The following is a 23,230-nucleotide window of genomic DNA, read 5'->3' on the forward strand; positions in this document are numbered from 1 at the left end:
TCGCAAGTCAAATCATCCCAGGTCAGGGCACCATTCTTCATTCACGACACGCAATTAGCGTGAAAGGCCGAGGCTAGGCACGCACCCAAACAGGAGAACGCTTTTCGGCGAAGGCTCGGGCACCCTCCTTGGCGTCGGCGGTACCGAAAATGGGATCGGAGATCTCCCGCTGCCGTTTGAATGCCTCCTGGTCCGACCAGTCCTGAGATTCCACGACGATCCGTTTGATCGCTTCCACTGCCAGTGGTCCGTTTGCGGAGATCGTGGCAGCTATTTCCAAGGCCGCATCGAGCGAGCCGCCGGCGGGTGTCAACCGGTTGACGAAACCGAAGTGATGAGCGCGATCTGCCGTCAACCATTCTCCGGTCAGGAGCAATTCCATCGCCAGGTGGTACGGCAGTTGTTTGGGGAGCCGAAGAGCTCCGCCCCCTGTGGGGACCAAGCCTCGCTTGACTTCGGGGAGACCGAACTTGGCATCGTCGGCCGCTACGACCATGTCGCAGGCAAGGGCCAATTCGCAACCGCCCGCCAGTGCGTATCCCTCGACGGCCGCGATGAGCGGCTTTCGTGGCGGCGCCTGGACTAGGCCGGCAAATCCTCGGCCCTCAATCGACGGCCGGTCGCCGGTGAGAAATCCTTTCAAATCCATTCCAGAACAGAAAGTCCCACCTTCTCCTGTCAACACGCCGACGGCGACGTCATCGGAAGCATCGAGCTCGTCGACCGCCTCTGCGATTGCTCGAGCGGTCGCGCCATTGACCGCGTTGCGGGCCCCTGGGCGATTGATTTTGATGACGAGCGTCTTGTCGATCTTCTCGACTATCACTTCGCTATCGGCCATGTCTGTACTCCTGTTCGTTCTTGTCCGGATTGTCTTTCGGGGATCGAATTCCGACGTCAGTCGGAGATGAGGGCCCAGAGGCCGGCCGAACCGGCAGCGAGAGCGAGTTCTGTCAATCGATCGTCCCAATGACGAACCGTGCCGAACTCTGAACGCCACGAGAGCATCCGGTTAGTGTGTCGATGCAACTCGTGTTCGTACGTGAAACCGATCGCACCCAGAACCTGGTGGGCGTTGCGTGCCGAGATTGTCGCAGCGCGACTCGCAGTGGATTTGGCGACGGCAACAGCGAAGCCCGCACGGGGGTGGGTGAAGCCTTCCCTCTCGACGAGTGCGACGGCGGCGTCCACCGCGGCATGAACGATAGCGGCTTCTGATGCGATGTCAGCCACCAAGGCCTGCACTGCCTGGAACTTCGCCAAGGGACGTCCGAACTGCTCGCGCACCGCGGCGTACTCAACGCTGATCGCCAACGCACGATCGATCGCCCCGACGATCAGCAAGCTCCGGGCAAGAGCTCCGCGCAGCAGGAACTCCTCTGCCACGTCGCCGTCCACCCTTGTCTTCTCGCGGGAGCTGAGGTCGCTGAGCATGAGGCTGTGTCGCGGCTCCCCGGCCAAATTGGTGGCCGTTCGGGTGGTCTGGAAGTCCGTCTGGGGTGCGTCGAAGACCGACCACACCGGCTGTCCGCCCGCGTCGGTTTTCGACAGCACGGTCACTCGATCCACGTGTCCCGACCAGGGAACGTGTCGCGCCGACCCGTCCGACTCGAATAGTGCGGCCGTCCTGATCTCTGTGTCACTGGCCTCCAGACCTGCAGTCCGCAGAAGCCAGCGCGCCAACAGATCGTCCTCGGCGATGGGCACCTTGGCTCCCGATCCACCGGCTGCCTGTAGGACCACGGCCGCCTCGCGCCACCCGGCGCCACTACCTCCGCGCGCTTCGGTATCGGTCAGTCGCGCAAGGCCCAACTCACTCAGGGTGTCCCAGAGGGCACGATCGAGTTGGACGTCGGAGGGCTCGCGGTTCGCATCGTCATTACTGGAGCAAAACACTTCGTCAGCCAGTGAGATCAAATCGGAGAGGTCGTCGTCGACCTGTACATCTGTCGAGCTCATCAGCGCATCCCCAATCCTCGAGCGACCACGCCACGCATGATCTCTGTGGTCCCGCCTCTGATGGTGAAACCGGGCCGGTTCATCAAACTGCTGCGCAGCAACGTGTCGAACTCTGGGTCATGCTGTGCTTCGGCTGGATTCAGGTCGTCCACGAATTCTGCTATGTCGCCTTCGAACTTGGTCCCGACAAGCTTGACCAGCGATGCGGCGGTCTCGGCGTTGTCTCCGCGTTCGAGCGCCTGGGAGACCGCAAACGACATGTTGTGCAGGGCCGACATTCTCGCGACGATGCCGCCGAGGCGGGCGTCGCGCGGCAAAGATTCGTCGGCCATCTCATCTGTTGCCTCGGCGAGCAGCGCGAAGGTCGACAGGAATCGCTCGGCACCCGATCGCTCGAACCCCAACTCCGAGGTCACCTGCTGCCAACCACTCCCCACTTCTCCGAGCACCTGACCGTCAGGAACGAATACGTTCTCGAGAACCACCTCGTTGAAGTGATGGGCGCCAGACATGTTGAAAATCGGCCGGATCTCGACTCCGGGTGCATCGAGTTCGACGATGAACTGGCTCAGTCCCGAGTGTCGATGGGCCGAATCGAGGGGAGAAGAACGAGCGAGGACGAATACCAGGTGTGCCCGGTGAGCCCCCGACGTCCACAACTTGGTTCCCGACACCCGCCAACCACCGTCGGTTCGGACCGCGTTGGTCCGGACGCTGGCGAGATCGGAGCCGGAACCGGGCTCACTCATGCCGATGGCGAAGAACAGTTCTCCACGCACGATGGCCGGCAGGTAGCGTGCTTTCTGCTCCTCTGTACCAACTTTGAGTAGAGAGGGACCGGCCTGACGGTCGGCGACCCAATGTGCCGACACTGGCGCACCCGCTGCGAGCAGCTCCTCGGTCACCACGAACCGCTCGACAAAACTCCGCCCGGGACCGCCGTACTGTTCGGGGATCGTCATGCCCACCCAGCCGCGATCGGCCAGAGCTTTGGTGAAATCGGGGGCCCAACCGTCTCCCCACGAGTCCGATCGAGGTGTGAACAACCCGTCTTCTCGTTGCTGTCGCAGGAACGTCCGTACTTCGCTGCGCAGCACTCCGAGCGCAGCACTGGGAGGCGACGCTTTGGGAACTAGTGTCTTACGCACTGGACGGTCCTTCCCGGTGGGCGGCCGCCGGGACGTATGCCCATGTCATCGTGCGGCCATTCTGATTGCGCCGTCGATGCGGATGGTCTCGCCGTTGATCATCGGATTGTCGATGATCGCGAGCGCGAGTTGTCCGAACTCAGCTGGAACTCCCATACGCGCGGGATGGGGAACCTGCGCCGCCAGCCCGTCACGGACCTCCTGCGAGTGCCGGCCCAGCCCGGGCGTGTCGAAGATACCGGGCGCGATGGCGTCCACTCGAACCTGTTTGCGTGCAAGGTCTCTCGCCGCGCACAGGGTCATCCCGACGATCCCGGCCTTGGACGATGCGTAGGGCATCTGCCCGATCTGACCCTCCCACGCGGCAATGGACGCCGTGAGGACGATGATCCCGCGTTCTTCGCCGACGAGGTCGTTGGCAACCATCCGTGACGCCGACAGACGTAGGACGTTGAAACTGCCGATCAGGTTGGTACGCACGACCGCCTCGTAGAGATCGAGGTCGCCTGGACCTCCATCCTTGTCGAGGACGCGAAGGGTGCCGCCGCGACCCGCGCAGTGCACCACTGCACGAAGCGGCGCGATGGCCTCAGCAGCATCCAGAGCTGCACTGAACGCCTCGGTATCCGTCACGTCGGCAGGCACGAACCGGACGAGATCGCCGAGTTCCTTGGCGACTCGCTCGCCGGCAGAGGTCGGCAGATCCACAGCCACCACGGGGATACCGCGTGCGACGAACGTCTTCACCGTCCCAAGTCCGAGACCAGATGCGCCTCCGGTGACCAGTGCAGATCCGTTCGAGATATCCATCAGTTTCTCCTCATCAACTACGTTGTTGTGCAATACATGAGTGGCGCACGCTACTGAAGCACTTCGATGATCGTTGCGTTGGCCATTCCGCCTGCCTCGCATACCGTCTGGAGACCGTATCGGCCTCCAGTTCGTTCGAGGTGATGGATCAGTGTCGTCATGATGCGTGCACCTGATGCGCCGAGGGGATGCCCCAACGCGATGGCACCGCCAACCGCGTTGAGTTTTTCCGTCGGCGCGCCGATCTCAGCCTGCCATGCCAAGGGCACCGGCGCGAAAGCCTCGTTGACTTCGAATGCGCTGATATCCGAGACCGAGAGGCCCGACTTCGCCAAGACTTTCCGCGTCGCCGGTATCGGGCCTGTCAGCATCAATTCCGGGTCATCGCCGACGACCGCCGAGGAATGAATGATCGCCCGCGGCCGCAACCCCAGAGCCTGTGCCTTCTCCTCCGACATGATCAGCAGAACCGCTGCGCCATCGGAGATCTGCGATGAGTTCCCGGCGGTCATCTTGAAGTCGAGTCCGGGGTAGCGACTCTGAGTCTGTTCGGTTGCGAACGCGGCCCGTAGCTTCCCGAGCGATTCGACAGTCGTACCTTCCCGGATCGTCTCGTCCGTGTCCACGAATCCTTCAGGCGTGGCGATCGGGTAGATCTCGCGCTCGAACCTTCCGTCGGCTCGGGCCTTGGCTGCTCGGGTGGCCGATTCGGCCGAGTACTCGTCGAGCTGCTCCCTGGAGAACCCCCACTTCTGGGCCACCAATTCCGCCGCGATTCCCTGAGATGTCAACTGCGGGAATCGTTTGTTGACAAGGGGACCGTACACGTCGGCATCCATGCGGTTGGATCCCATGGGAACCCGGCTCATGGATTCGACACCGCCGGCGATCACGATGTCGTACGCACCGGCAATCACGGCATAGGTTGCGAATTCGATCGCCTGTTGTCCCGAACCGCACTTGCGCTCGACCGTCGCGCCGGGAACCGTCACCGGAAATCCGGCCGCGAGCGCGGCCTGCCGTGCCGGGGTGCCGCCCTGTTCGCCGGCTTGGGTGACGTTTCCGATCACCACGTCGTCGACGGAACCTGCACCGATTCCGTTTCGCTGGATCAGGCCCTTCAGCAACTGGGCCAACAGGTCTACGGGATGGACCCCGGCCAGCGCACCGGACGCCTTTCCTTTTCCGATGGGTGTGCGAATTGCATCGACGATCACAGCGCGGGGCATTGCGGTCCTCCGTAGTAGATGGGTGGCGTATGGCGGGCGGACATCGGTGTCACCCGGCCGGTAGATAGACCGATTGTGTGGAGATGTAGGGAGCCAAGCCTTCGGGTCCCAATTCGCGGCCGTAACCGCTGGCCTTGACTCCGCCGAAGGGTGCGGCCGGATCGAGGCCGTAGTGATTCACTCCGATCGATCCGGTGTGAATCCGCCGAGACAGTTCGACACCGTGCTGTTCGTCAGCCGTCCAGATCGTCCCGGCCAGACCGTAGTCAGAGTCGTTGGCGATGGCCACGGCTTCGTCTTCATCGGAGTACGGGATCACGCAGAGCACCGGGCCGAATATCTCTTCCCTGGCGATACGCATCGTGTTGTCCACATCCGCGAATACGGTCGGTTCGACGAACCAACCACGATCACTATCGAAGGGACGCGATCCACCGGTGGTCAACCGCGCACCCTCACCCTTTCCGATCGCGATGTAATCGAGGACACGTTCGCGTTGCGCCGCACTCACCATCGGTCCGATCTGGGTCTCACGCTCGAGCGGATTGCCGATCCTAAGTCCGCTGACGGTGTCGGTGATCGCATCTACGATCTCGCCATATCGGCTGCGGGGGGCCAGAATTCGGGTACTCGAATGGCATGTCTGGCCAGAGTTGGGAAGGGAGACCCTGGGCAGGGCCGTCAAGTATTGCTGGAGGTCGACGTCCTCAGTCAGGATGGCCGCGGACTTGCCGCCGAGCTCGAGTGTGACGGGTTTGAGCAGGCGTCCGCACTCGGCACCAATCGCTCGACCCGCCGCTGTGGAACCGGTGAAGGCGATCTTCGCGACACCAGGATGCGCCGCCAGACGCGCACCAGCTTCGCGACCCCCAGGCACGATATTGATGACACCGGCAGGAAGATTCGCTTCCAGTGCTGCTTCGGCGAACGTGAAAGCGTCGAGCGCTGTCTCGGGCGGTGGCTTCAGCACGATCGAGCAACCGGCGGCCAGCGCCGGAGCCAATTTCATGGCCGCAAGCGCCTGCGGGTAATTCCACGGCGTGATGGTTCCCACCACACCGATCGGCATGGCCCGAACAAGAGTCCTGGTGCCACCCACGCCTGGCCGCACATCGTCCTGGCGATCCCTGATCAGACCGGCATAATAGTTCAGCAGGATTGCGGGCAGATGTCCGTTTGCGCCGGTGGAGAGTTTGATCGGCATCCCGTTTTGACGACTGACCAGTTCCGCAGTCTGCTTGGCACGGGATTTGACCGAGTCCGCGAAGGCCTCGATCCGATCGGCGCGATCGTTGTCGCTGAGCGATCCCCATTCGCCGCGCCCGGCTTCCTCTGCTGCCGCGACCGCGCGGTCGACATCGGCCGGTCCGGCAAGTGCGACCCGGCCGATCACATCTTCTGTCGCCGCCTCGACGACGTCGGTGACCTCGCCGTCGACCGGCCGAGTCCACTCGCCATTGATGAACAGTTCGCTTCGTTCAATCATGTTGTTCCCTCATTGTCCGTTGAAGTGAGCGGGTCGTCGCTCGCCAACCGCTGCGACACCCTCTGCGAAGTCGTCGGTCAGGAAGAGCTTGCGCTGTTCGGCACGCTCGTGCGCTACCGCCGCCGCAACCTCGTCGGCCAGACCCCCTCGCAGGGTGCGCCTGATCGACTGCACTGCAAGTGGTGCGGCCCCGGCGATCCGCTCGGCGTAGTCGCGCGTGGCGGCAGCCAATTCGTCCGGTTCGCAGATCTGGTCGACGAGACCGACGTGGTGTGCTCGCGGTGCCTTGATCCGCTCGCCGGTGTACAGCAGGTTCATCGACTCTTGCTGTCCCACCACTTTCGGCAACGTTGCAGACAATCCGAAACCATGGTGGATCCCGATCTGGGCGAAGTTCACCGAGAACTTCGCCTGTGTGGAGGCGATACGGAAGTCTGCGGCAAGCGCCAGCCCGAGTCCGCCGCCGATGGCCGCACCTTGAATCGCGGCGATCATCGGCAGCGGCTGCCGAAACAGCCTCAATGCGACCTGATAGAGCGGTGCGGGGTCCATCTCTGATGCCGGCTGAAGGCCGAACTCTGCTCCTGCGCAAAAGACGGTTCCGCCGCTGCGCAAAATGATCACGCGGGCGTCTTGCCGATAGGCGGAATCGCACGCATCGGCGATGGCCGTGATCAGGTCGGCATCGAAGTAATTGATCGGCGGATTGTTGAACTCGATTACAGCGACATGGTTCGAGGCAACGTCAAGTTCGACCGTACCTGCCGACCCCCCTAGTGCGTCAGTAGCCTTTTCGGTGTTCGACGGTTCATTCACTGTCGACTCCTCTGTCGTGGCGACCTTCGGCGACGTCGCGCGAAGGGTCGCGGTGGCACACACTTTTCGCAGCGGTCAAAGTCCCAGATCCCGTCCGATGAGTTCCTTCATGATTTCGTTCGACCCGGCCCAGATCTTTGTCACACGAGCGTCCATCCAAGCGCGGGCGACTCGGTATTCGGTCATGTACCCGTAGCCGCCGTATAGCTGCACGCAGGCATCGAGCACGTCGTTCTGAACTTGCGCCGACCACCATTTCGCCTTGGCCGCGTCGGTGGGCGTCAATTCTCCGGCGCTGTGAGCGGCGATGCAGTTGTCGATATAGGCCTGGGTCACATCGATGCGGGTAGCTAGGTCGGCAGCCAGGAACTTGTTCCATTGCAACGAGCCGATGGACTTCCCAAATGCCTTGCGTTGCTTGATATATTCGATAGTGTCCTCGAAGATGGGCACGACGTGGGCGATGTTCGACACCGCTCCCCCGAGACGTTCCTGCGGCAGCCGCTCCATCATGTGGACAAATCCGCGATCCACTTCACCGATGACATTTGCGCTCGGGACACGAACGTCCGAGAAGAACAGTTCAGCTGTATCGGCCTCGGGCTGACCGACCTTCTTGAGTTTGCGGCCGCGCTCGAAGCCCGGCATTCCACTCTCGACTCCGAACAACGTGATTCCCTTGGATCCTTTGTCGGGTCTCGTTCGCGCCGCGACGATCACGAGATCTGCGTGAAAACCATTGGTGATGAATATTTTGCTGCCGTTGAGGATCCAGTCGTCACCTTGACGAATCGCGGTCGATTTGAGGGCAGCTAGATCCGAACCCCCGGAGGGCTCTGTCATCCCGATCGCGGTGACGATCTCCCCAGCACAGAATCCGGGCAGCCATCGGTGCTTCTGGTCATCGGTCGTCAGGTCCACCAGGTAGGGCGCGACGATATCGGAATGTATCGAGAATGCCGACGCCAGCGCGGCGCTCGATCGAGACAGTTCTTCGATGAGGACCGCGGTGAAGCGGTAGTCCGAGGCTTCTCCACCACCGTACTGCTCTGGAACCTGCAGGCCGAGAAAGCCGTTGTCTCCGGCTCTGCGCCAGATGTCACGTGGAATCCGTCGGTCTTCGATCATTGTTTCGGCGTTCGGTTCCACCACGCGATCGACGAAGTCCCGCAGGGACTTTCGGAAGGAATCGTGGTCGTCGCCGTAGACTGATCTCCTCATCGACGATCTCCTGCCTGGCGGTCGTCGCCTGCTGCATCTGGACCGAAAGCGGGAAAGGATTCGCCTTCCACTCCCCGCACGAATCTCACCGCAACCGGCAGTCCCACCCACATGTCCTCGGGCGCGATGCCGATCAGCAACGACTCGAGCCAGGGTCCCTCGCTCAATTCCACCAGTCCGAACACCATCGGAGTCGACGGTTCGCGTTTCGTTGAACCAGGATTGATCGCCCAGCTGATCACCGTCCCGGTGCCTTCGGCTGGTCGGTACTCGAAACTTTCGTGACCGCACTGGCGACACGTGCCCCGCCGTGCAGCCCGCAGGTGCCCACATGAGGAACACTCGCGGATTAGCAGTTCACCGTGAGCGGTAGCGTCAAAAAACGGTGCCGACGACTCGCTCCGATGAACCGTGACGTACGGAGATCGCTCCACGCCACTGTCGCCGCTCATCGGCCCGCCTTGGAGTGCGGGCTGACGATGAGCGTTGAATGATGTTGCAAGATACCGCCGTTTCCACTGACGAGAACCAAGTCGTTCTCGCGCACCTGCCGCTCTCCGCCATGGCCACGGGCCTGAATGATTGCCTCGCTCAGCGGAGTGAATCCCCATAAGTAGAACGAAGACAGTTGTCCACCTCCAGTGTTCGTCGGAAGCGACCCGCCGGGTCCGAGAGCACCAGATGACGCCAACTCGCCGCCTTCGCCCTTCGCGCAGAATCCGTAGTCCTCCAACGAGACCAACGTCGTGTAGGTGTAGCAGTCGTAGATCTCACGAATCGAGATGTCGTCGACGCTCACACCGGCCATCTCCATCGCGGCCCGGCCCGATTGGACTGCGCCCGTTGTGAGCCCGAAGTCGCTACCCTTCTCCCAGGAGTAGCCGGGATGGCCCTGGCCCGAACCCCAAACGTAGACAGGTGCCTGCGCCAGGGTCCTGGCCCGTTCCCCGGTCGTGACCACGACAGCAGCTCCACCATTCGAGACCAAACAGCAATCGAGCAGGTGAAGTGGTTCGACTATCCAGCGCGACTCCTGGTGATCGTCGATGGTGATCGGTTTCTGCATCTGTGCGATCGGATTCCGCATAGCCCACTCACGCTGGGACACCGCGATGGCACCGAGTTGCTTCGAGGTCGTTCCGAACGCCTCCATGTGGCGACGAGCGGCCAGTGCGTAATAGGCAGTCGTACTGGTTATTCCGCTGGCGACCAGGAGCGCGCTCTGTCCTTTGCTTGCTCGACGCGAGTAGGAAGCGGCGGCACCAACATTCTCCCGCAGCGGAGCGTCGGCGAAGACACAGACAACGGTGGTGGCGACGCCGGAATTGACGGCGGCTGCGGCCGACTGAACCATGGCGCCTGCGGATGCCCCGAAGGCGTTCACCTGGGCGAGAAGCGACAGATTCGACAGTCCCAGACCCTCCGCCAGACTCAGGTCGACGCCGCTGGACTTGCCAGAGCTGACCAGCAAGCCATCAACGTCGGCGAGCCCGAGGCCGGCATCCTCCACGGCCGTTCGAATCGCCTCGGCCGCAAATGATGCTGCCGAGCGTCCGTACACTTTGCCGACATCTGTGAGACCGAGGCCCGCGATGGCCACCTCTTGCGTCATTCGACCGGCTCCGGAGCCGGCTCGACCGATACCAGATCGGCCAGGACGGTACTGCGATCGGCGTCCAGTGCCGGCGACGGTATCGGACTCGGAACATCGAACGACTCATATCGTGCCGGAGTTCGGATCGACCGAACCCTTCTTTGTCCGTCGCTCATGTCGACCACCATCTCGCTTGCGGCAAACTGGTCCGATTCGGCCGCTTCGCCCGTATTGCGCACCACACCGGACGTGATGCGTGCAGCACTGAACCGGCTCATCCAGTCGGCTGTCGTACGCGTCTTGAGAATCGCCTGCAGCGCGGGCAACAACGCATCTCGATTCAGCACGCGGTCTTTCATCGTCTCGAACCTCGGGTCGTTGCGAAGAGACTCGTCGTCGAGAATGTCGAGAGCAACCCTCCAGTGATGCGGCATGTAGGCGGAGAGGACCATGGTCCCGTCTGCGGTCTGATACACCCCGGACGGAGTTGTCGCCGCCGGGAAGTTGCCGGTCCGCTTGGCGAGCCACCCCATCGTGAGGTAGTCCGTGAAGTCGTGCGCATGCAGATGGCAGCCGACGTCATACAGTGACACCCGCACCACCTCGCCGCGGCCACCCCGCTCGCGAGCGAGGAGCGCAGCCAGTGCACCCTGTGCGGCGATGTGACCGGTTGCCGCGTCGATGGGCACGGCCCCGAGCTTGGTGGGCGGGCCGTCAGGCTCACCGGTTATCGACATCCATCCGGTTTCAGCCTGGATGGCCACATCCACACCCCCGCGCTGCGCGTTCGGTCCACGCTCGCCATAAGCGGTGATGGATACGTAGATCAGGTACGGGTTGCGTTCGAGCACTGCCTCGGAACCGAGCTTGAGTCGGTCCATGACCCCTACTCGCGACGACTCGATCATGACATCGGCCTGGTCGATCAGTGCCAGTGCATGTCGGTGTCCAGCATCGGTTTGAAGGTCGATGACAACAGACTTCTTGTTCCGGTTGAACGTGTCGAACATGCCGTAGTAGCCGCGGTCGGGCTTGCTCCCGAGCTGACGTGACGCATCTCCCGATGGCGGTTCGACCTTGATGACCTCGGCACCAAGGTCGGCGAGCACCATGGCGGCCATCGGGCCCGCCACGATCTGACTGAAATCGATCACGCGATAGCCAGTCAGGGGCCGGCTGGGCCCGTTGTCGCCGGCGGGCGCTGAAAACGTCATCACTATCTCCGTTGTCCAAATCTCAGGCGTGGCACCACAGTGGTCCACCCCCCAATTTCGATATCTATATCGATTTTAGGCAGATGAGCAAGCAAAGATCAACCAGTCGGTAGACTCAGTTCGGCTTGACGTCGATTCCGAAGGTCAAATCCGTCTGATCGTGCTGGAAGTAACGTCGTCGCGTCGTCCGCACAACTACTCCGTCATTCGGGTCCACGGACGCGAGGACCGCCTTCACGCCCGCACTCCACAGGTCGCTCGTCGCAGCGTCGATGAGCGCTTCGATCGCGGGCTCGCGGGCCTCCGCCAATGAGCTGCGGCCGAATTCGATGAACGCCAGACGTGAGGGGACGCCGTCCGCGAATAATGAGTACCGCACGATGGCCGAGAGCGGCTTGTCGTCGGTCACGGAGTATTCGCGGCGCACAATCTTCTCTGCGCGCGCGAATTGCGGGTGATCTTCGAGTAGAACCCGCGTATGTTCACGGGGTCCTGAGACATCGGGATCCTCATCGCTCTCGCTCACGTCGACCCTGGCACCGCCGAATAGAGCGGGATGCGCAACGGGACCCCGAAGTGATCGGATCAGCAACCATCTCTGATCGACGACCGGCACACCCATCCGCCGCGCAAGTCGCTCCGCGGCAGGGTGTGGGCCCGCGGCCGCGAACTGCAGACCCGACAGTCCGGTATCGAACCAGTCAGCTGGATTCGGCGATTCCACCTGGAGCTTTTCGGCCAGCAGAGTCGCGATACCCCGCGAACGGTATTCGGGATCGATAACCAAGATCGCCGTACCCACACCGTCTTCTACGTGCACGATCGACAGGTAGCCAACGATCCGACGTTCCTTGTCGCGTTCGGTCACGGAGACAACGAGGTGACGATTGAGTCCCCGGCCGTCTTCAGTGCCACCGCGCCGAAACTCCGAGATCTGGGTGAATCCGGCTTCGCGATCGTAGATGAACGCTGATTCGGCGAAGTCGGCCAGCAACTTTCGGAGATCAGCATCGACGAACCGGAGCCACTCATACTCGACGATCAGGTAGGGGTCGGTCGACAGTCCCGCCTGATTCTCGTGGGCCACTGCCTCACGCTCCGAGGAGCTTGAGTGTCTCACGCCGGAAGATGTGATTTGCGAGTTCGTTCTTGCCCAGCACCATTCGCCCGGTGTCGCTGCTCTGCATGGCTTCCTGCGTACCACGCAAGATCGGAAAATCCTCGGCATGGAGGACCCGCAGCAGGATGTCCCAGTTCTTTTCCCAAAGGTTGTTCCACGCCTCTTCGTCCAGTTCGGTGTCCTCCGAGCGCGGCGGAATGACCCTCATGTCCATGTACCCGAGGTTGGGATCTGTCGGATGCGGACGGAACGTCAGCAATTCGAAGTGATCGTGCTGTTTCAGCAGCGTGCTGTTCGGCCCGATGAAGTGCGTCTCGATGAGGTACTTCTCCATCGGCCGATCGGCGGGATCGTCCTCGATCCACCGATCGATGCTTTTGCGCGGCTTGATCCACCGGGAGTGCCGACCGTAGTCTTCGACCACCGAGACATTGGTGTGGATGTACTTTCCAGCGGTGTTCGGATGTGCGTACTGAATGTGGTAGCCGTCGAGGAACGCGTCCTGCATGAGCTTCCAGTTCACCGGCTGTTCGAAGATCTCCGCACGGTAGGTGACGAGCCGATCCATCTCGTAGCTCGCCAGAATGCTGTCCATGTCGGGTCCGAGCCAGTCTGCGACATCGATCGCGCCGTCTGCGGAGTCGGCCACCCAAACGAACCCATGACGTTCTTCGGCCGGTAGCTCGACCAGCGAGAGGTCATCGTGCTCGAGGTCGCCGAACGTGTCCTCTCGGGTGATCGTGCGCAGCGATCCATCCGTGTCGTAGGACCAGCGGTGATACGGGCACGAGAACAGGCGGCATTTTCCTGAGGGTTCTGACTCGAGCAACGCCCCGCGATGCCTGCAGGCGTTGACGAATGCCTTGACAGAACCGTCTTTCTGCCGCACCACGATGACCTTGTTCCGCGGCATCTGCAGCGTGATGAACATGCCTGGGTTGGCGATCTCACTACCGTGCGCGACGATGGAGGGAACGCGACCGAAGATCAATTCCCTTTCTGCCTCAGCCAGGGCCGGATCGGTGTACTCGCTGTGTGAGATGTGAGCGATCTCATCGAAGGAGTCGGTTGTACCTTCTTTGAGGTGCTTGATCACCTTTCTGACCCTGTCGTTCCGGGCTTCGGGCGTGTCCGAGAGATGCTTCTCGTGCTTGAGATCACTCATTTTCACTCCTTGCGTTGGGTTTGCGGGCTGAAGTGTTCGCTGTTCACAGGGTTCGTTCGCTCCCGAAGAGCACAGAACCGGTGAGTTGGGCCTGCGGGCCTGCGATGAAGAGGGACAGGTCCGCGTCCTGAACCTGGTTGGGTGATTGCCCTTTGATCTGTCGAACCGCCTCTACCGGCAGTCCCATTCCGTGAACAAAGCCGGCTGCGACGTTTCCCCCTGCGGTATTGATGGGGAGTTTGCCGTCCGGGGCTATCAGATTCTCGTAGGTGAAGAACTCGCCAGCGCCCTCGAAGTCGGTGAAACCATGATCGATCATCGCCAATACCGCTGGCCCTGCAGTATTTTCGTATACCTGAGCAACTTTTACATCTTCGGGGCCGTAGCCGGATTCCGCCCATAGGCGCCGCGCGCCCGGGATGAACCCGGACGTGACGTACGGTTCGGAGTTGCCAGCGTCTTCAGCGTACCCGCTTTGCGTTGCAGCCAGAATGTAAGCCGGCGTGGGCGTCAGCCCCCGGGCTCGCTCAGCGGAGGTGATCAGGATCGCGAAGGCGCCGTCACTCTCGCGCGAACAGTCGAACACACGGTTCGGATCAGCGATCATCCGCGAAGAGTTGTAATCAGCTGAGCTCAATGGCTTTTCGAATGCGAGGCCGTCAGGGTTGCGCGATCCGTGGAAATACGATGCCCGCACAAAGGCCTCGACGGCGCTGGCCGGGACGCCTTCGCCGTCGAGCATGCGGCGATTCTTGAGCGCGCCGCTCTGCACAGCTGAGACGATTCCTTGCGCTCGGTACATCGACGTGAAGTGGTATTTGACGAACTCTTGTCGACCGCTCTCGGCTTGAGCCAGCGTGCGGTAGACGATTACGTTGTTCGCAATCCCGGCGTACACCGCAGCAGAGGCGGCCGCTATCGCCCCGGCGATCCCGCCACCGCCGCCCGAAGAGATGACGGAGAATTTGAAGTCCTTGATTCCCAGACTGGTCGCCAGTACCGGTCCTTCGTCGTGTCCATCACCGTAGCTGGCGAAGCCATCGACGTCGTGGGGATCGATCCCGCCGTCTCGACACGCTGCTACAACGGCCTCAAGGAGCATCTTCTTCTCCGCAGAACCGGCACCGCGCCGGAAGTATTTCGTGCCCCCGGCACCGACCACTGCGGTCGCTCCGCGCAACGATGGCTTGCTCATGGTCGTTCCCCTTCCACTTTTCGCCAGCGCAGAACTGGCCAACCACCCGTGAGGTCGCTGGCAGGCTGAATCCAGGCGCGCACGGGTGTACCGATCTCGATCTCCTGATCTCCCACCACGATCCCCATTAGCCGTCGGTTATCGGCCGACGGGATGCTGACGAACGCTGTCGTGTACGGAACTCGACCGGTGAATTCGACGGACGCTGGGAACACGTGGTGTGTCGTGGTCCACGTGTACACCTCCCCGACCGGATCGACGGCCTGCCAGGGCGGATCGAACTCGTGGCACTGCGGGCAGATCCAGCTCGGCGACCAGATCCAGCGCCCGCAGTTGGCGCAGTGCTGGATGAGTAGTTCACCGTTCTTCAGCCCCTCCCAGTGTGGTGCCTCGACCTCGTCTTGGGGTCCGACGGGAAGTGCGACCGGCACTGGCTCGAAAGTTGGTACTGCGTCGCCGTTGCCAGAACTCGATGCAGGATTGTGAGTGCTCACACCCATGAATTGACCTCCGGTATCACTTCTTCGACCAATCTCTTGTGCGCCAGACCAGAGTCACCGACCCGGCTGAAGTCCTCCGCGAACATGAACCGGGTGATCCCTGCCTCCCGCAGTTCCCAGAGCCGTTTCAGGCAGGCGTCCGGGGAGCCGATGACCGCATTCCTTTGGGCGAATTCGATCGGGATTTCCTGCGCCTGTTCAGATTGTGCGCTGCCATGGGAGTTCATGTTGTACGCGCCCCGAATGCGTTCGATCTCCGCGGCGTCGGCAGAGTTCGACACACTCACCGCACGCCCATGCATTGCGGAGAACCGCGAGAAGCTGGCCAGTTTGCCGCTGGTGATGGCTGCCGCCGTCCGAATGTCGTCATGCACAGCCACGTTGACGAATGCCCCCAGCGGAAGCTGGTCCGCATTTCGGCCGGCCGCTGTGACAGCGGCGCGGGCGATATCGACAGCTGGGCGGATCCGCTCGAGGTCGGCTCCTACCGAGAGTGTCACCGCATCGGCCACCTCAGCTGCCAGGGCGATGACCTTCGGTCCGGTCGCGGTGACCGCCACAGGAACCTTGGGCGCATCGGGTCGCAGCCAACGGAGCGAGCTGGCCGCAGGTTCTTCCCCGAGACGGAGTGTTGCTATCCCGGCAAGGTTCCCGGGCGCGAATTCGGGGTTGAACGGCACTTCGCCGCCGCCGAGAAATCCTTGCAGGGCTTGGACGTAACGCTTGAATGGCGCCACCTTCATCGGCGCGAAGCCGAGATGAGCCAACGCCGAATCACCCCGGCCGATCTCGACCGAAGCGCGTCCGCCGTATTCGACGTTGAGCGTCGCCATGGCTCCGGCCAGTACCGCGGGGTGTCTGGTCACCGGGTTCGTCACGCCCGGAGACACACGGACCCGCTCGGTCGCCATCAGACACGCGGACATCTCCACCACCAGTTCGGCGGCCAGATTCTGCGAGTCGGCGAGCAGGACGCCGGTCCAGCCCTCGGCCTCAGCGCGGGCCGCGTCCCGTGCCGCGACCTTGGGGACACACGGGATCAGTGTCCACGTTTCGACACCCATCACTGCACTCCCGGTTCCGTCTGGATCACTTGAGCAAGAATCCCGCGTCCACGGGGAAGGTGACTCCCGTGACATAGCGGGCGTCGTCGGAAGCGAGGTAGGCAATTGCATTGCTGATGTCGATCGCTTCGATCTTCCTCTGTGGAAGGGCGTTGTTGAATCGGGCACTGGCAGCGATTTCCGGGTTCGCGCCCGCGAACGCTGTGTACTCGTCATTAGAGACCATCGGGGTGTCCACTCCGCATGGATGCACCGTGTTGACGCGAATGTTGTACTGCCCTAGCTGCTGAGCGTAGAGCCTCATCAACCCGACCACGCCATGCTTCGCCGCAACGTATGCCGCCTGTCCGGGTAGCAGGTTCAGCCCGAGGCTGCTCAGACCCGCCGTCGAACTGGTGATGACAATGGCGCCGCCCTTGCCTCGCTCGATCATGCCTGGGACGATCACGTCCAGCACATTCCATACTCCGGTCAGCAAGGTGTCGATTCCGTCGAACCAGGCCTGATTCTCATCGCCCGGCGGAATCACCGGCATGATTCCGGCGTTCGGCAGAACAACATCGACGTGACCGAACGCCTCGACACCGAGTTTGTACGCCTCGACTACATCTTCTCGCCGCCGGACATCGCCCACGTAGGTCACGATTTTCCCGCCGACAGCCTTGACCAGTTCCTCTGTTTCGGCGAGGTCTTCCTTTGTCGCCATCGGGTAAAAGACCGTCGAGATCTGATCGCAGATGTCGAGGGCGATGATGTCTGCGCCCTCTTCTGCGAGTTTGATCGCGTGAGACCGCCCTTGTCCACGCGCTGCCCCGGTGATGAACGCGACTTTTCCTTCGAACCTCTTCATTTCTACTACCTTCCTTTTGGTTCTCTCATCGCGCATGAATGCGCCTAAAATCTGACGTTTCAAGAACGGTGTCGTTCACGCGAGACCCTCACAGGTCCAAGACAATTCGGTTTCCGAGTGCTCGTGAGACGCAGATCATCATCGTCGTATTCGATTCGCGTTCGTCCTCGGACAGCAGCGAATCCCGATGATCACACTTCCCTTCTAGAACGTGGGTCTCACAGGTTGCGCATGTGCCATCGCGACACGACGAGTCGACCGGGATCCCAGCCTCCTCGACGACCTCGAGGATGGATTTGTCAGCTGGGACCTCGAGCGTCACGCCAGCTTGTTTGAGCTCGACTTCGAACGTCTGATTGGTCCCCGCGAGTGCCGGATCCTCTTCTTTGGGCGAAAACCTCTCGATATGAAGGGCCCGGCTGATGTCCCGCCGGGTGCATTCGGCCTCTATCGCTCCGAGTAGTCCCTCCGGACCGCAGCAATACACGAGTGTGTCAGGTCCGAGATCGTCGAGAATCGCTGCCAGGGGCAGGATTCCTGCGACATCCTGTGGGTGCGCTGTCACGCGCGTGCCGTATCTCGATTCGAGCTCGTCGATATAGGCCATGGACCCCCGCGACCGGCCACCGTATACAAGCCGCCATGGGACGCTCCGACTCTCGGCCTCTGCGATCATCGGAATGAGAGGCGTTAGCCCGATGCCGCCTGCCACAAAGAGCAATTCACCGGCCGGCAAGAGTTCGAAGTTGTTGCGGGGCTCCATGACGTCGACGAGGTCGCCTACGCCGAGCTTGTCATGGACAAAGACCGAGCCGCCACGACTTTCGGGTTCCCGAAGCACCGCAACCCGATACGATGAGCGGTCCTTCACATCGCCGCACAGCGAGTACTGCCGTACCAATCCCTCGTCCAGGGACAATCCGATGTGGGCCCCCGGCGACCAGGCGGGCAGATCGTTGCCGTCAGGATCAGCGAGTACCAACTCGACGATCGAGTCGGCGACGACGTTCTTCTTGGTCACTCGAACTTTCATTCGTCCCGTGCTGGACAACGACGTGTTCACCGCGACCTCAACCTCGTGCATGTAGGCACCTTCCGATAGAACTGCATCCCTGACCGCCTGCGTTGTCAGCGTTGCTATCGCACACGTGTGTATTGCGTGTGAATGTCTGAATATTCTTGCCGTACTTCAATCTTGGAGATCTTGCCGTGGGCAAGTCTCGGCAGTGGATCGACTCGTTCCACGATGTACCGCGGGATTTTGAAATCCGCGAGCTGCTTGTTGCACTCGTCGAGCACGTCCTGGACCGTCGTCCCGTCGTTGATCTTGACGACTGCAGCGGGGACCTCACCGTACTTCTGGTCTTTCGCGGCGAGGACTACTACTTCATCGACACCGTCCATTCTTCCGATGACGCCCTCGATCTCCGCGGGCGAGATGTTGATCCCACCGGAGATGATGAGGTCCTTTGATCGGTCGATGAACTTGAGCCGGCCGTCGGGCGTGGTGAATCCGACATCACCGCTGCGTATCCATCCGTCGACCAAGGTCTTGGCTGTCTGGGTCGGGTCATCCCAATAGTGCGACATCATCCCGGGCCCACGAGAGAGAATCTCGCCCTGCTCCATCGGATCACACTCGGTTCCGTCTTCACGAACCACACGGAACTCAGAGAAGACCCCGCCCCGACCGCAAGTGTCAGGGTGATCGAATGCATCTTCTGCCTTTGTGGCAGTTGTGATGCCACCGACTTCGCTCATCCCGTACAGCTGCCGGATTCGAAGCCCTTTTTTCATCCACTTCTGCAACAGGTCGACGGGAACGCGTGCACCGCCGGTGATCGCGGTCCGGAGGCGAGGGAACTCTGCGCTTTCGAACTCTGGCGTCTGCGACATCTGTTCGTAGATGATCGGTCCGCCCAGCGAGATGTCTATGTCGTTGTCCTGCAACAGCCGAACCGCATCCGCAGCATCGAACTTCTCCTGGAAGAACAATGTGCCACCCAGCGTCATGGTCCTCATCAGTCCCCATACCGTTCCGGGCGCGAACGCGAACGGTATGGGCAGGAAGATCCGGACGCCGGGCCGAACGGTTTCCTCCATCAACGACCACTCGAAGATCATCCCGAGGACACTCGCGTTGGTGTAGACAACACCTTTGGGCTGACCTGTTGACCCGCTCGTCATCATGATGATCATCGGGTCGTTTGGCTGTAGGTCGAGACGGAACGTGTCAGGCTCGCCGGTTTCCAGCTCACGGATAGACTCGAGCGATTCGAACGCCAGTTCAGGATGGGCGACCGCGAGATTGGTGAACGTCGCCTCGAACGATTCGTCTCCGAGTACCAACCGGGGTGTGGTCCGGGCGACTACCACCTCGAGCTCGCGTTCCTTGAAGCGGTTGTTCATCGGGACCAACACCGCACCCAGCTTGACGATCGCAATCGCAGCGATTGCCCAGTTCACACTATTGCGCCCGATGACTCCGATCCTATCTCCCGGAGCTATCCCCTGCTGAGCAAGATGACGCGCGACCCGACTCGTCCAGTTTTCGAGTTCGCCGAAGGTCACGCTTTCGGCACCGACCACCAACGCCTTTTGTTGCGCTTTTTCACGTGCCCACCACCGCACAGCGTGACTGACGGTCATACTCATTTTCTCTCCGAACTGGTTGATGATTCGTACTGCCACAACATGATTGAAATCGGACTAAACGGTGGCTGGCTCGCGCGAGGTTGTCAGACTCATTCGCACATTGTTCATGCCCCATACCGCGCCGATATGCGCTTTGGAGTCGACGACGTGGTAGCCGTGGATGCGAGTATGGAACTCGTCGAGAGCCGCGTTCAGGATCACACGCGCCAGCGCAGATCCAATGCACTTGTGTGGGCCGACAGAAAATGCGACGTGCCGGTTGACAGTACGAGTGAAGTCCGTGCTCCAAGCGTCGGGGAACTCATCCTCGTCCCGGTTGGCGGCCTGCAGCAGACACTGGACGGTGTCGCCGGCGACGATCTGGACACCACCGAGTTCGAAGTCCTCCATTGCTGTCCGGTTGGGAACCGCGGGTGTATTCCATCGGAGGAGTTCTTCGATCATCGTCGGCAACAGGTCCAGATTGTCTCGGAACTCGGCTTGCGCTTCCTGGTTTCTACCCAGGTAGTCCAGACTGCGCGACAGCACACTCTGGGTGGTGTCCAGACCCGCGAGACACAGCAGGACCATCATCGGTATCAGCCGATTCTCGGGGATCGGCGAACCGTCGGCGAGCGTCGCATTCAGAATCGTCGACGTCATGTCATCTGCGGGGGCGCGCCGGCGAATCTCGATGCGCTCACGGCAGTACGCTGCCAGCTGCTTGACTGCTTCACCCTTGGCGGCCGCCTTTTCCTCGCGCGTCGCTCCGGGAGGATTGAGTTCCTGCTCGACCAAAACCTCGAGCTTGTGGCGGTCATCGAGAGGCCAATCGACCAGACTCAGGAACATAGCGCTGGCCAGCGGGCGTGCGAAGTCTGCGACGATGTCGCACTCTTCGGCTTTGACCATATCGTCGAGCAGCTCGCCCGAGATGCGACGCGCCTGATCCTCCAGCACCCGCACCCGGGCCGGCGTAAACAACGGCATCAATATCTTGCGGTACTCGCGATGATCGACACCGTCCATCTCGATCGGGACATGCAGTTCTCGTTCCGTCCTCGTCAATGTGATCCCCTGTCCTGGCTTCGAACTGGAGAACTTTCGCGGATCAGACAGCACCACTCGCACTTCTGGAGTTCCCAGGACAACCCAATGGCCGTGGTTCTGGTCAGTCCACACGACGGGGCCGAGTTTGCGCCATTCTTCGGCCTTCGCCAAGAGCTCTTCGGGAGTTTCTGTGCCGAAGGCGTCGTAGTCGACGACCAATTGCTCTGGGACGTTGGGGGGTCGAGTTGTCATTCTTGGGTCCTTTCGAAGACTGGTGTTGTTGCGCTGAGGATCTCGTGACCCTGGGTTGTTCAGTCGGTGTACAGGGCTTCCATGCCCGGTGCCAGGTTTATGGTCTTCAGCTCGAAGAACGACTCGAATCCTTCGCGACCCGTGTCGCGTCCGATACCGGACGCCTTCACGCCGCCGAACGGTGCACGGTTGTTGTAGACAAAGTTGTTCACAGAGAACGTGCCGGTCCGAATGCTCGCGGCAACTTGCGTAGCCCGGTCGAGATCACGGGTGAAGACGGCCCCGTGGAGGCCGTAGTCCGAGTCATTGGCCATCGAGATGGCCTCTTCCTCGGTGTCGTAAGGGATAACAGTGACCACTGGACCGAAGATCTCTTCGCGGGCGATACGCATCGAATTGGTGGCGTTCGCGAACACCGTCGGTTCGAAGAACCATCCCTTCTCGAACCCGGCCGGCCGCTTACCGCCCGCGGCGAGAGTTGCGCCCTCGTCGATGCCCGCTTGAACGTATGCCTCGACGCGTTCGAGTTGACGGCGGGAAACCAACGGCCCGAGAGTCGTCGAACTGTCGCCCGGATCACCGATTTTCCAGCCGCTTGCCGCATGGACCAGTGCGTCGACGACTTCGTCGTGCATGCCGCGCGGTACAAGCACTCGGCTCAAGGCCACACACACCTGGCCTGAGTTGAAGAAGCACCCATTGGAGATACCGGTGCGTACCAGATCAAGATCCGCGTCGTCCAGTACGATCGCTGCGGATTTGCCACCCAATTCCAACTGGACTCGCTTGAGGTCGCTGCCGCACACCGCACCGATGAGCCGGCCCGCGGCCGTAGAACCCGTGAAAGACACCTTGTCGACACCGGAGCTTGCCACGAGCGCCTGCCCGGTCGAAACACCCCCCGTGACCACGTTGAGGACACCATCGGGCAACCCGGCCTCACTCAATGCGTCGACCAGGAATGCGACATCGAGCGGCGTTTCCGGAGCTGGCTTGAACACCACGGTGCACCCGGCAAGGATCGGCGTGACGATTTTGGTCACAGCCATTCCGAACGGTCCGTTCCACGGCGCGATGGACGCGACGACGCCGACCGGTTCGCGAACAACCGCCGTGGGACCACCGTCGAAACGCACGTCCCGAAGCTTCGTCGTCACCGCAAGGTCCGCCAGAAAGCGCATGGTGTCAACGGAGCGTGTTGCCGTTGCTGATGCAACCGAGGTCGGGGCCCCCATCTCCGCGGTCACCAACGACGCGATCTCTCCAATACGAGACTCCAAGAGCTCTGCAGCCTTAAGGACGACGGCTGCGCGGTCGGACATCGGCACCCGGGTCCAACGACCGTCGTCGAAAGCAGACCTGGCTGCGTGAACAGCCGCCTCGACATCTTCATCGGTCGCATCGGCGGCCACACCCACCTCAACCTCGCTGGCCGGGCTTATCACAGTGATGACCTGGCCACCGTCGGACGACCTCCATTTGCCATCTATGAACAACGACTCAGTGGTCACGCCGACCCCTCTCGCGAATGGTGGCTCAGATCGCTCCTCAAGAGGCTCGGAACCACGGTGTTTCGACATACATATCGAATTACTGTCTATGTTACGCGTCACAGGTTTCCCGCGCAATAGCGCCGATCACGGGCTTCCCACCTCGGATCGTCGCGTCGGCACAGGCGGCACGCCGGCCCCGGCCATTCGGTGCGCAAAACTCGGACCTGCGACAGAACGCGGGTGCCCACCTCTAGCGATCCACGGTAATCATCGCCCCACCATTGAGTTGAGGGTGCAGGCGTCACTACCCCGGCGGGCCGGTGAGCAACGATCCGCCTACGGGTGGCGGGCGTGGCTTCTCCCGCCGCACAAAAGGTGTCGCAATGTTCTGATCGCGTTTTCCGATATCCATATCGGAACTGTCTCCGAC

At 61.5% G+C, this 23,230-nt stretch carries 21 protein-coding genes; all 21 read right to left on the reverse strand.

Annotated elements, in window-relative coordinates:
• Window positions 1-73: 73 nt before the first annotated feature.
• The gene (locus ACLQ3C_RS13955; RefSeq protein ID WP_425705673.1) at window positions 74-841 is read right to left on the reverse strand and encodes a crotonase/enoyl-CoA hydratase family protein; all 768 of its coding nucleotides are present in this window, start codon (window positions 839-841) and stop codon (window positions 74-76) included.
• Between the two features lie 56 nt (window positions 842-897).
• Window positions 898-1,560, reverse strand: coding sequence for an acyl-CoA dehydrogenase family protein (locus ACLQ3C_RS13960; RefSeq protein WP_425705674.1), 663 nt, complete (start codon window positions 1,558-1,560; stop codon window positions 898-900).
• A 398-nt stretch (window positions 1,561-1,958) separates the two neighbouring features.
• Window positions 1,959-3,107 (reverse strand): acyl-CoA dehydrogenase family protein, encoded by a 1,149-nt coding sequence (locus ACLQ3C_RS13965; RefSeq protein ID WP_425705675.1) that lies wholly within the window; start codon window positions 3,105-3,107, stop codon window positions 1,959-1,961.
• A 45-nt stretch (window positions 3,108-3,152) separates the two neighbouring features.
• Window positions 3,153-3,917, reverse strand: a complete 765-nt coding sequence (locus ACLQ3C_RS13970) for an SDR family NAD(P)-dependent oxidoreductase (RefSeq protein ID WP_425705676.1) — start codon at window positions 3,915-3,917, stop codon at window positions 3,153-3,155.
• 50 nt (window positions 3,918-3,967) lie between these two features.
• Window positions 3,968-5,146, reverse strand: coding sequence for a thiolase family protein (locus tag ACLQ3C_RS13975; RefSeq protein WP_425705677.1), 1,179 nt, complete (start codon window positions 5,144-5,146; stop codon window positions 3,968-3,970).
• A 49-nt stretch (window positions 5,147-5,195) separates the two neighbouring features.
• Window positions 5,196-6,632, reverse strand: coding sequence for an aldehyde dehydrogenase (locus tag ACLQ3C_RS13980; protein ID WP_425705678.1), 1,437 nt, complete (start codon window positions 6,630-6,632; stop codon window positions 5,196-5,198).
• A gap of 9 nt (window positions 6,633-6,641) precedes the next feature.
• Entirely contained in the window at window positions 6,642-7,448 is an 807-nt protein-coding gene (locus tag ACLQ3C_RS13985; protein WP_425705679.1) for an enoyl-CoA hydratase/isomerase family protein, read from the reverse strand.
• Between the two features lie 75 nt (window positions 7,449-7,523).
• A complete protein-coding gene (locus tag ACLQ3C_RS13990) occupies window positions 7,524-8,669 on the reverse strand; it encodes an acyl-CoA dehydrogenase family protein (RefSeq protein ID WP_425705680.1) in 1,146 nt (381 codons plus the stop codon).
• Window positions 8,666-9,121 carry a Zn-ribbon domain-containing OB-fold protein gene (locus ACLQ3C_RS13995; protein WP_425705681.1) on the reverse strand — a complete coding sequence of 152 codons (456 nt, stop codon included), beginning with the start codon at window positions 9,119-9,121 and terminating at the stop codon, window positions 8,666-8,668. Before ACLQ3C_RS13995 ends, ACLQ3C_RS13990 begins: the two co-directional genes overlap by 4 nt.
• Window positions 9,118-10,281, reverse strand: coding sequence for a thiolase family protein (locus ACLQ3C_RS14000; RefSeq protein WP_425705682.1), 1,164 nt, complete (start codon window positions 10,279-10,281; stop codon window positions 9,118-9,120). Before ACLQ3C_RS14000 ends, ACLQ3C_RS13995 begins: the two co-directional genes overlap by 4 nt.
• On the reverse strand, window positions 10,278-11,477 hold the full coding sequence (locus tag ACLQ3C_RS14005) for a CaiB/BaiF CoA transferase family protein (protein ID WP_425705683.1): 1,200 nt from the start codon (window positions 11,475-11,477) through the stop codon (window positions 10,278-10,280). The genes ACLQ3C_RS14000 and ACLQ3C_RS14005 overlap by 4 nt, the downstream gene beginning before the upstream one ends.
• 115 nt (window positions 11,478-11,592) lie before the next feature.
• A complete protein-coding gene (locus ACLQ3C_RS14010; RefSeq protein WP_425705684.1) occupies window positions 11,593-12,564 on the reverse strand; it encodes a GNAT family N-acetyltransferase in 972 nt (323 codons plus the stop codon).
• A 4-nt stretch (window positions 12,565-12,568) separates the two neighbouring features.
• Entirely contained in the window at window positions 12,569-13,762 is a 1,194-nt protein-coding gene (locus ACLQ3C_RS14015) for an aromatic ring-hydroxylating oxygenase subunit alpha (RefSeq protein WP_425705685.1), read from the reverse strand.
• 43 nt (window positions 13,763-13,805) lie between these two features.
• Window positions 13,806-14,957 carry a thiolase C-terminal domain-containing protein gene (locus tag ACLQ3C_RS14020; RefSeq protein WP_425705686.1) on the reverse strand — a complete coding sequence of 384 codons (1,152 nt, stop codon included), beginning with the start codon at window positions 14,955-14,957 and terminating at the stop codon, window positions 13,806-13,808.
• Window positions 14,954-15,457 carry a Zn-ribbon domain-containing OB-fold protein gene (locus ACLQ3C_RS14025; RefSeq protein ID WP_425705687.1) on the reverse strand — a complete coding sequence of 168 codons (504 nt, stop codon included), beginning with the start codon at window positions 15,455-15,457 and terminating at the stop codon, window positions 14,954-14,956. The genes ACLQ3C_RS14020 and ACLQ3C_RS14025 overlap by 4 nt, the downstream gene beginning before the upstream one ends.
• Window positions 15,448-16,632, reverse strand: a complete 1,185-nt coding sequence (locus tag ACLQ3C_RS14030; protein WP_425705688.1) for an LLM class flavin-dependent oxidoreductase — start codon at window positions 16,630-16,632, stop codon at window positions 15,448-15,450. Before ACLQ3C_RS14030 ends, ACLQ3C_RS14025 begins: the two co-directional genes overlap by 10 nt.
• The gene (locus ACLQ3C_RS14035) at window positions 16,547-17,371 is read right to left on the reverse strand and encodes a mycofactocin-coupled SDR family oxidoreductase (protein WP_425705689.1); all 825 of its coding nucleotides are present in this window, start codon (window positions 17,369-17,371) and stop codon (window positions 16,547-16,549) included. Before ACLQ3C_RS14035 ends, ACLQ3C_RS14030 begins: the two co-directional genes overlap by 86 nt.
• 88 nt (window positions 17,372-17,459) lie before the next feature.
• Entirely contained in the window at window positions 17,460-18,455 is a 996-nt protein-coding gene (locus ACLQ3C_RS14040; RefSeq protein WP_425705690.1) for a PDR/VanB family oxidoreductase, read from the reverse strand.
• Window positions 18,456-18,508: 53 nt separating this feature from the next.
• On the reverse strand, window positions 18,509-20,062 hold the full coding sequence (locus ACLQ3C_RS14045) for a class I adenylate-forming enzyme family protein (RefSeq protein WP_425705691.1): 1,554 nt from the start codon (window positions 20,060-20,062) through the stop codon (window positions 18,509-18,511).
• An 18-nt stretch (window positions 20,063-20,080) separates the two neighbouring features.
• Window positions 20,081-21,307 (reverse strand): cytochrome P450, encoded by a 1,227-nt coding sequence (locus tag ACLQ3C_RS14050; protein ID WP_425705692.1) that lies wholly within the window; start codon window positions 21,305-21,307, stop codon window positions 20,081-20,083.
• Window positions 21,308-21,366: 59 nt separating this feature from the next.
• Entirely contained in the window at window positions 21,367-22,818 is a 1,452-nt protein-coding gene (locus ACLQ3C_RS14055) for an aldehyde dehydrogenase (RefSeq protein WP_425705693.1), read from the reverse strand.
• Window positions 22,819-23,230 lie beyond the last annotated feature (412 nt).

The sequence above is a fragment of the Gordonia sp. DT30 genome, from assembly GCF_049844915.1.
Lineage (GTDB): Bacteria > Actinomycetota > Actinomycetes > Mycobacteriales > Mycobacteriaceae > Gordonia.

Coding starts and splice junctions, on each gene's coding strand:
- ACLQ3C_RS14040 (WP_425705690.1), bottom strand. CDS start 18,455: ATGCACGAGGTTGAGGTCGCGGTGAACACGTCGTTGTCCAGCACGGGA.
- ACLQ3C_RS13970 (WP_425705676.1), bottom strand. CDS start 3,917: ATGGATATCTCGAACGGATCTGCACTGGTCACCGGAGGCGCATCTGGT.
- ACLQ3C_RS14035 (WP_425705689.1), bottom strand. CDS start 17,371: ATGAAGAGGTTCGAAGGAAAAGTCGCGTTCATCACCGGGGCAGCGCGT.
- ACLQ3C_RS14020 (WP_425705686.1), bottom strand. CDS start 14,957: ATGAGCAAGCCATCGTTGCGCGGAGCGACCGCAGTGGTCGGTGCCGGG.
- ACLQ3C_RS13980 (WP_425705678.1), bottom strand. CDS start 6,632: ATGATTGAACGAAGCGAACTGTTCATCAATGGCGAGTGGACTCGGCCG.
- ACLQ3C_RS14050 (WP_425705692.1), bottom strand. CDS start 21,307: ATGACAACTCGACCCCCCAACGTCCCAGAGCAATTGGTCGTCGACTAC.
- ACLQ3C_RS14015 (WP_425705685.1), bottom strand. CDS start 13,762: ATGAGTGATCTCAAGCACGAGAAGCATCTCTCGGACACGCCCGAAGCC.
- ACLQ3C_RS14000 (WP_425705682.1), bottom strand. CDS start 10,281: ATGACGCAAGAGGTGGCCATCGCGGGCCTCGGTCTCACAGATGTCGGC.
- ACLQ3C_RS14005 (WP_425705683.1), bottom strand. CDS start 11,477: ATGACGTTTTCAGCGCCCGCCGGCGACAACGGGCCCAGCCGGCCCCTG.
- ACLQ3C_RS14030 (WP_425705688.1), bottom strand. CDS start 16,632: ATGCAATTGCCTACCTCGCTTCCGACGACGCCCGCTATGTCACGGGAG.
- ACLQ3C_RS13990 (WP_425705680.1), bottom strand. CDS start 8,669: ATGAGGAGATCAGTCTACGGCGACGACCACGATTCCTTCCGAAAGTCC.
- ACLQ3C_RS13995 (WP_425705681.1), bottom strand. CDS start 9,121: ATGAGCGGCGACAGTGGCGTGGAGCGATCTCCGTACGTCACGGTTCAT.
- ACLQ3C_RS13955 (WP_425705673.1), bottom strand. CDS start 841: ATGGCCGATAGCGAAGTGATAGTCGAGAAGATCGACAAGACGCTCGTC.
- ACLQ3C_RS13975 (WP_425705677.1), bottom strand. CDS start 5,146: ATGCCCCGCGCTGTGATCGTCGATGCAATTCGCACACCCATCGGAAAA.
- ACLQ3C_RS14025 (WP_425705687.1), bottom strand. CDS start 15,457: ATGGGTGTGAGCACTCACAATCCTGCATCGAGTTCTGGCAACGGCGAC.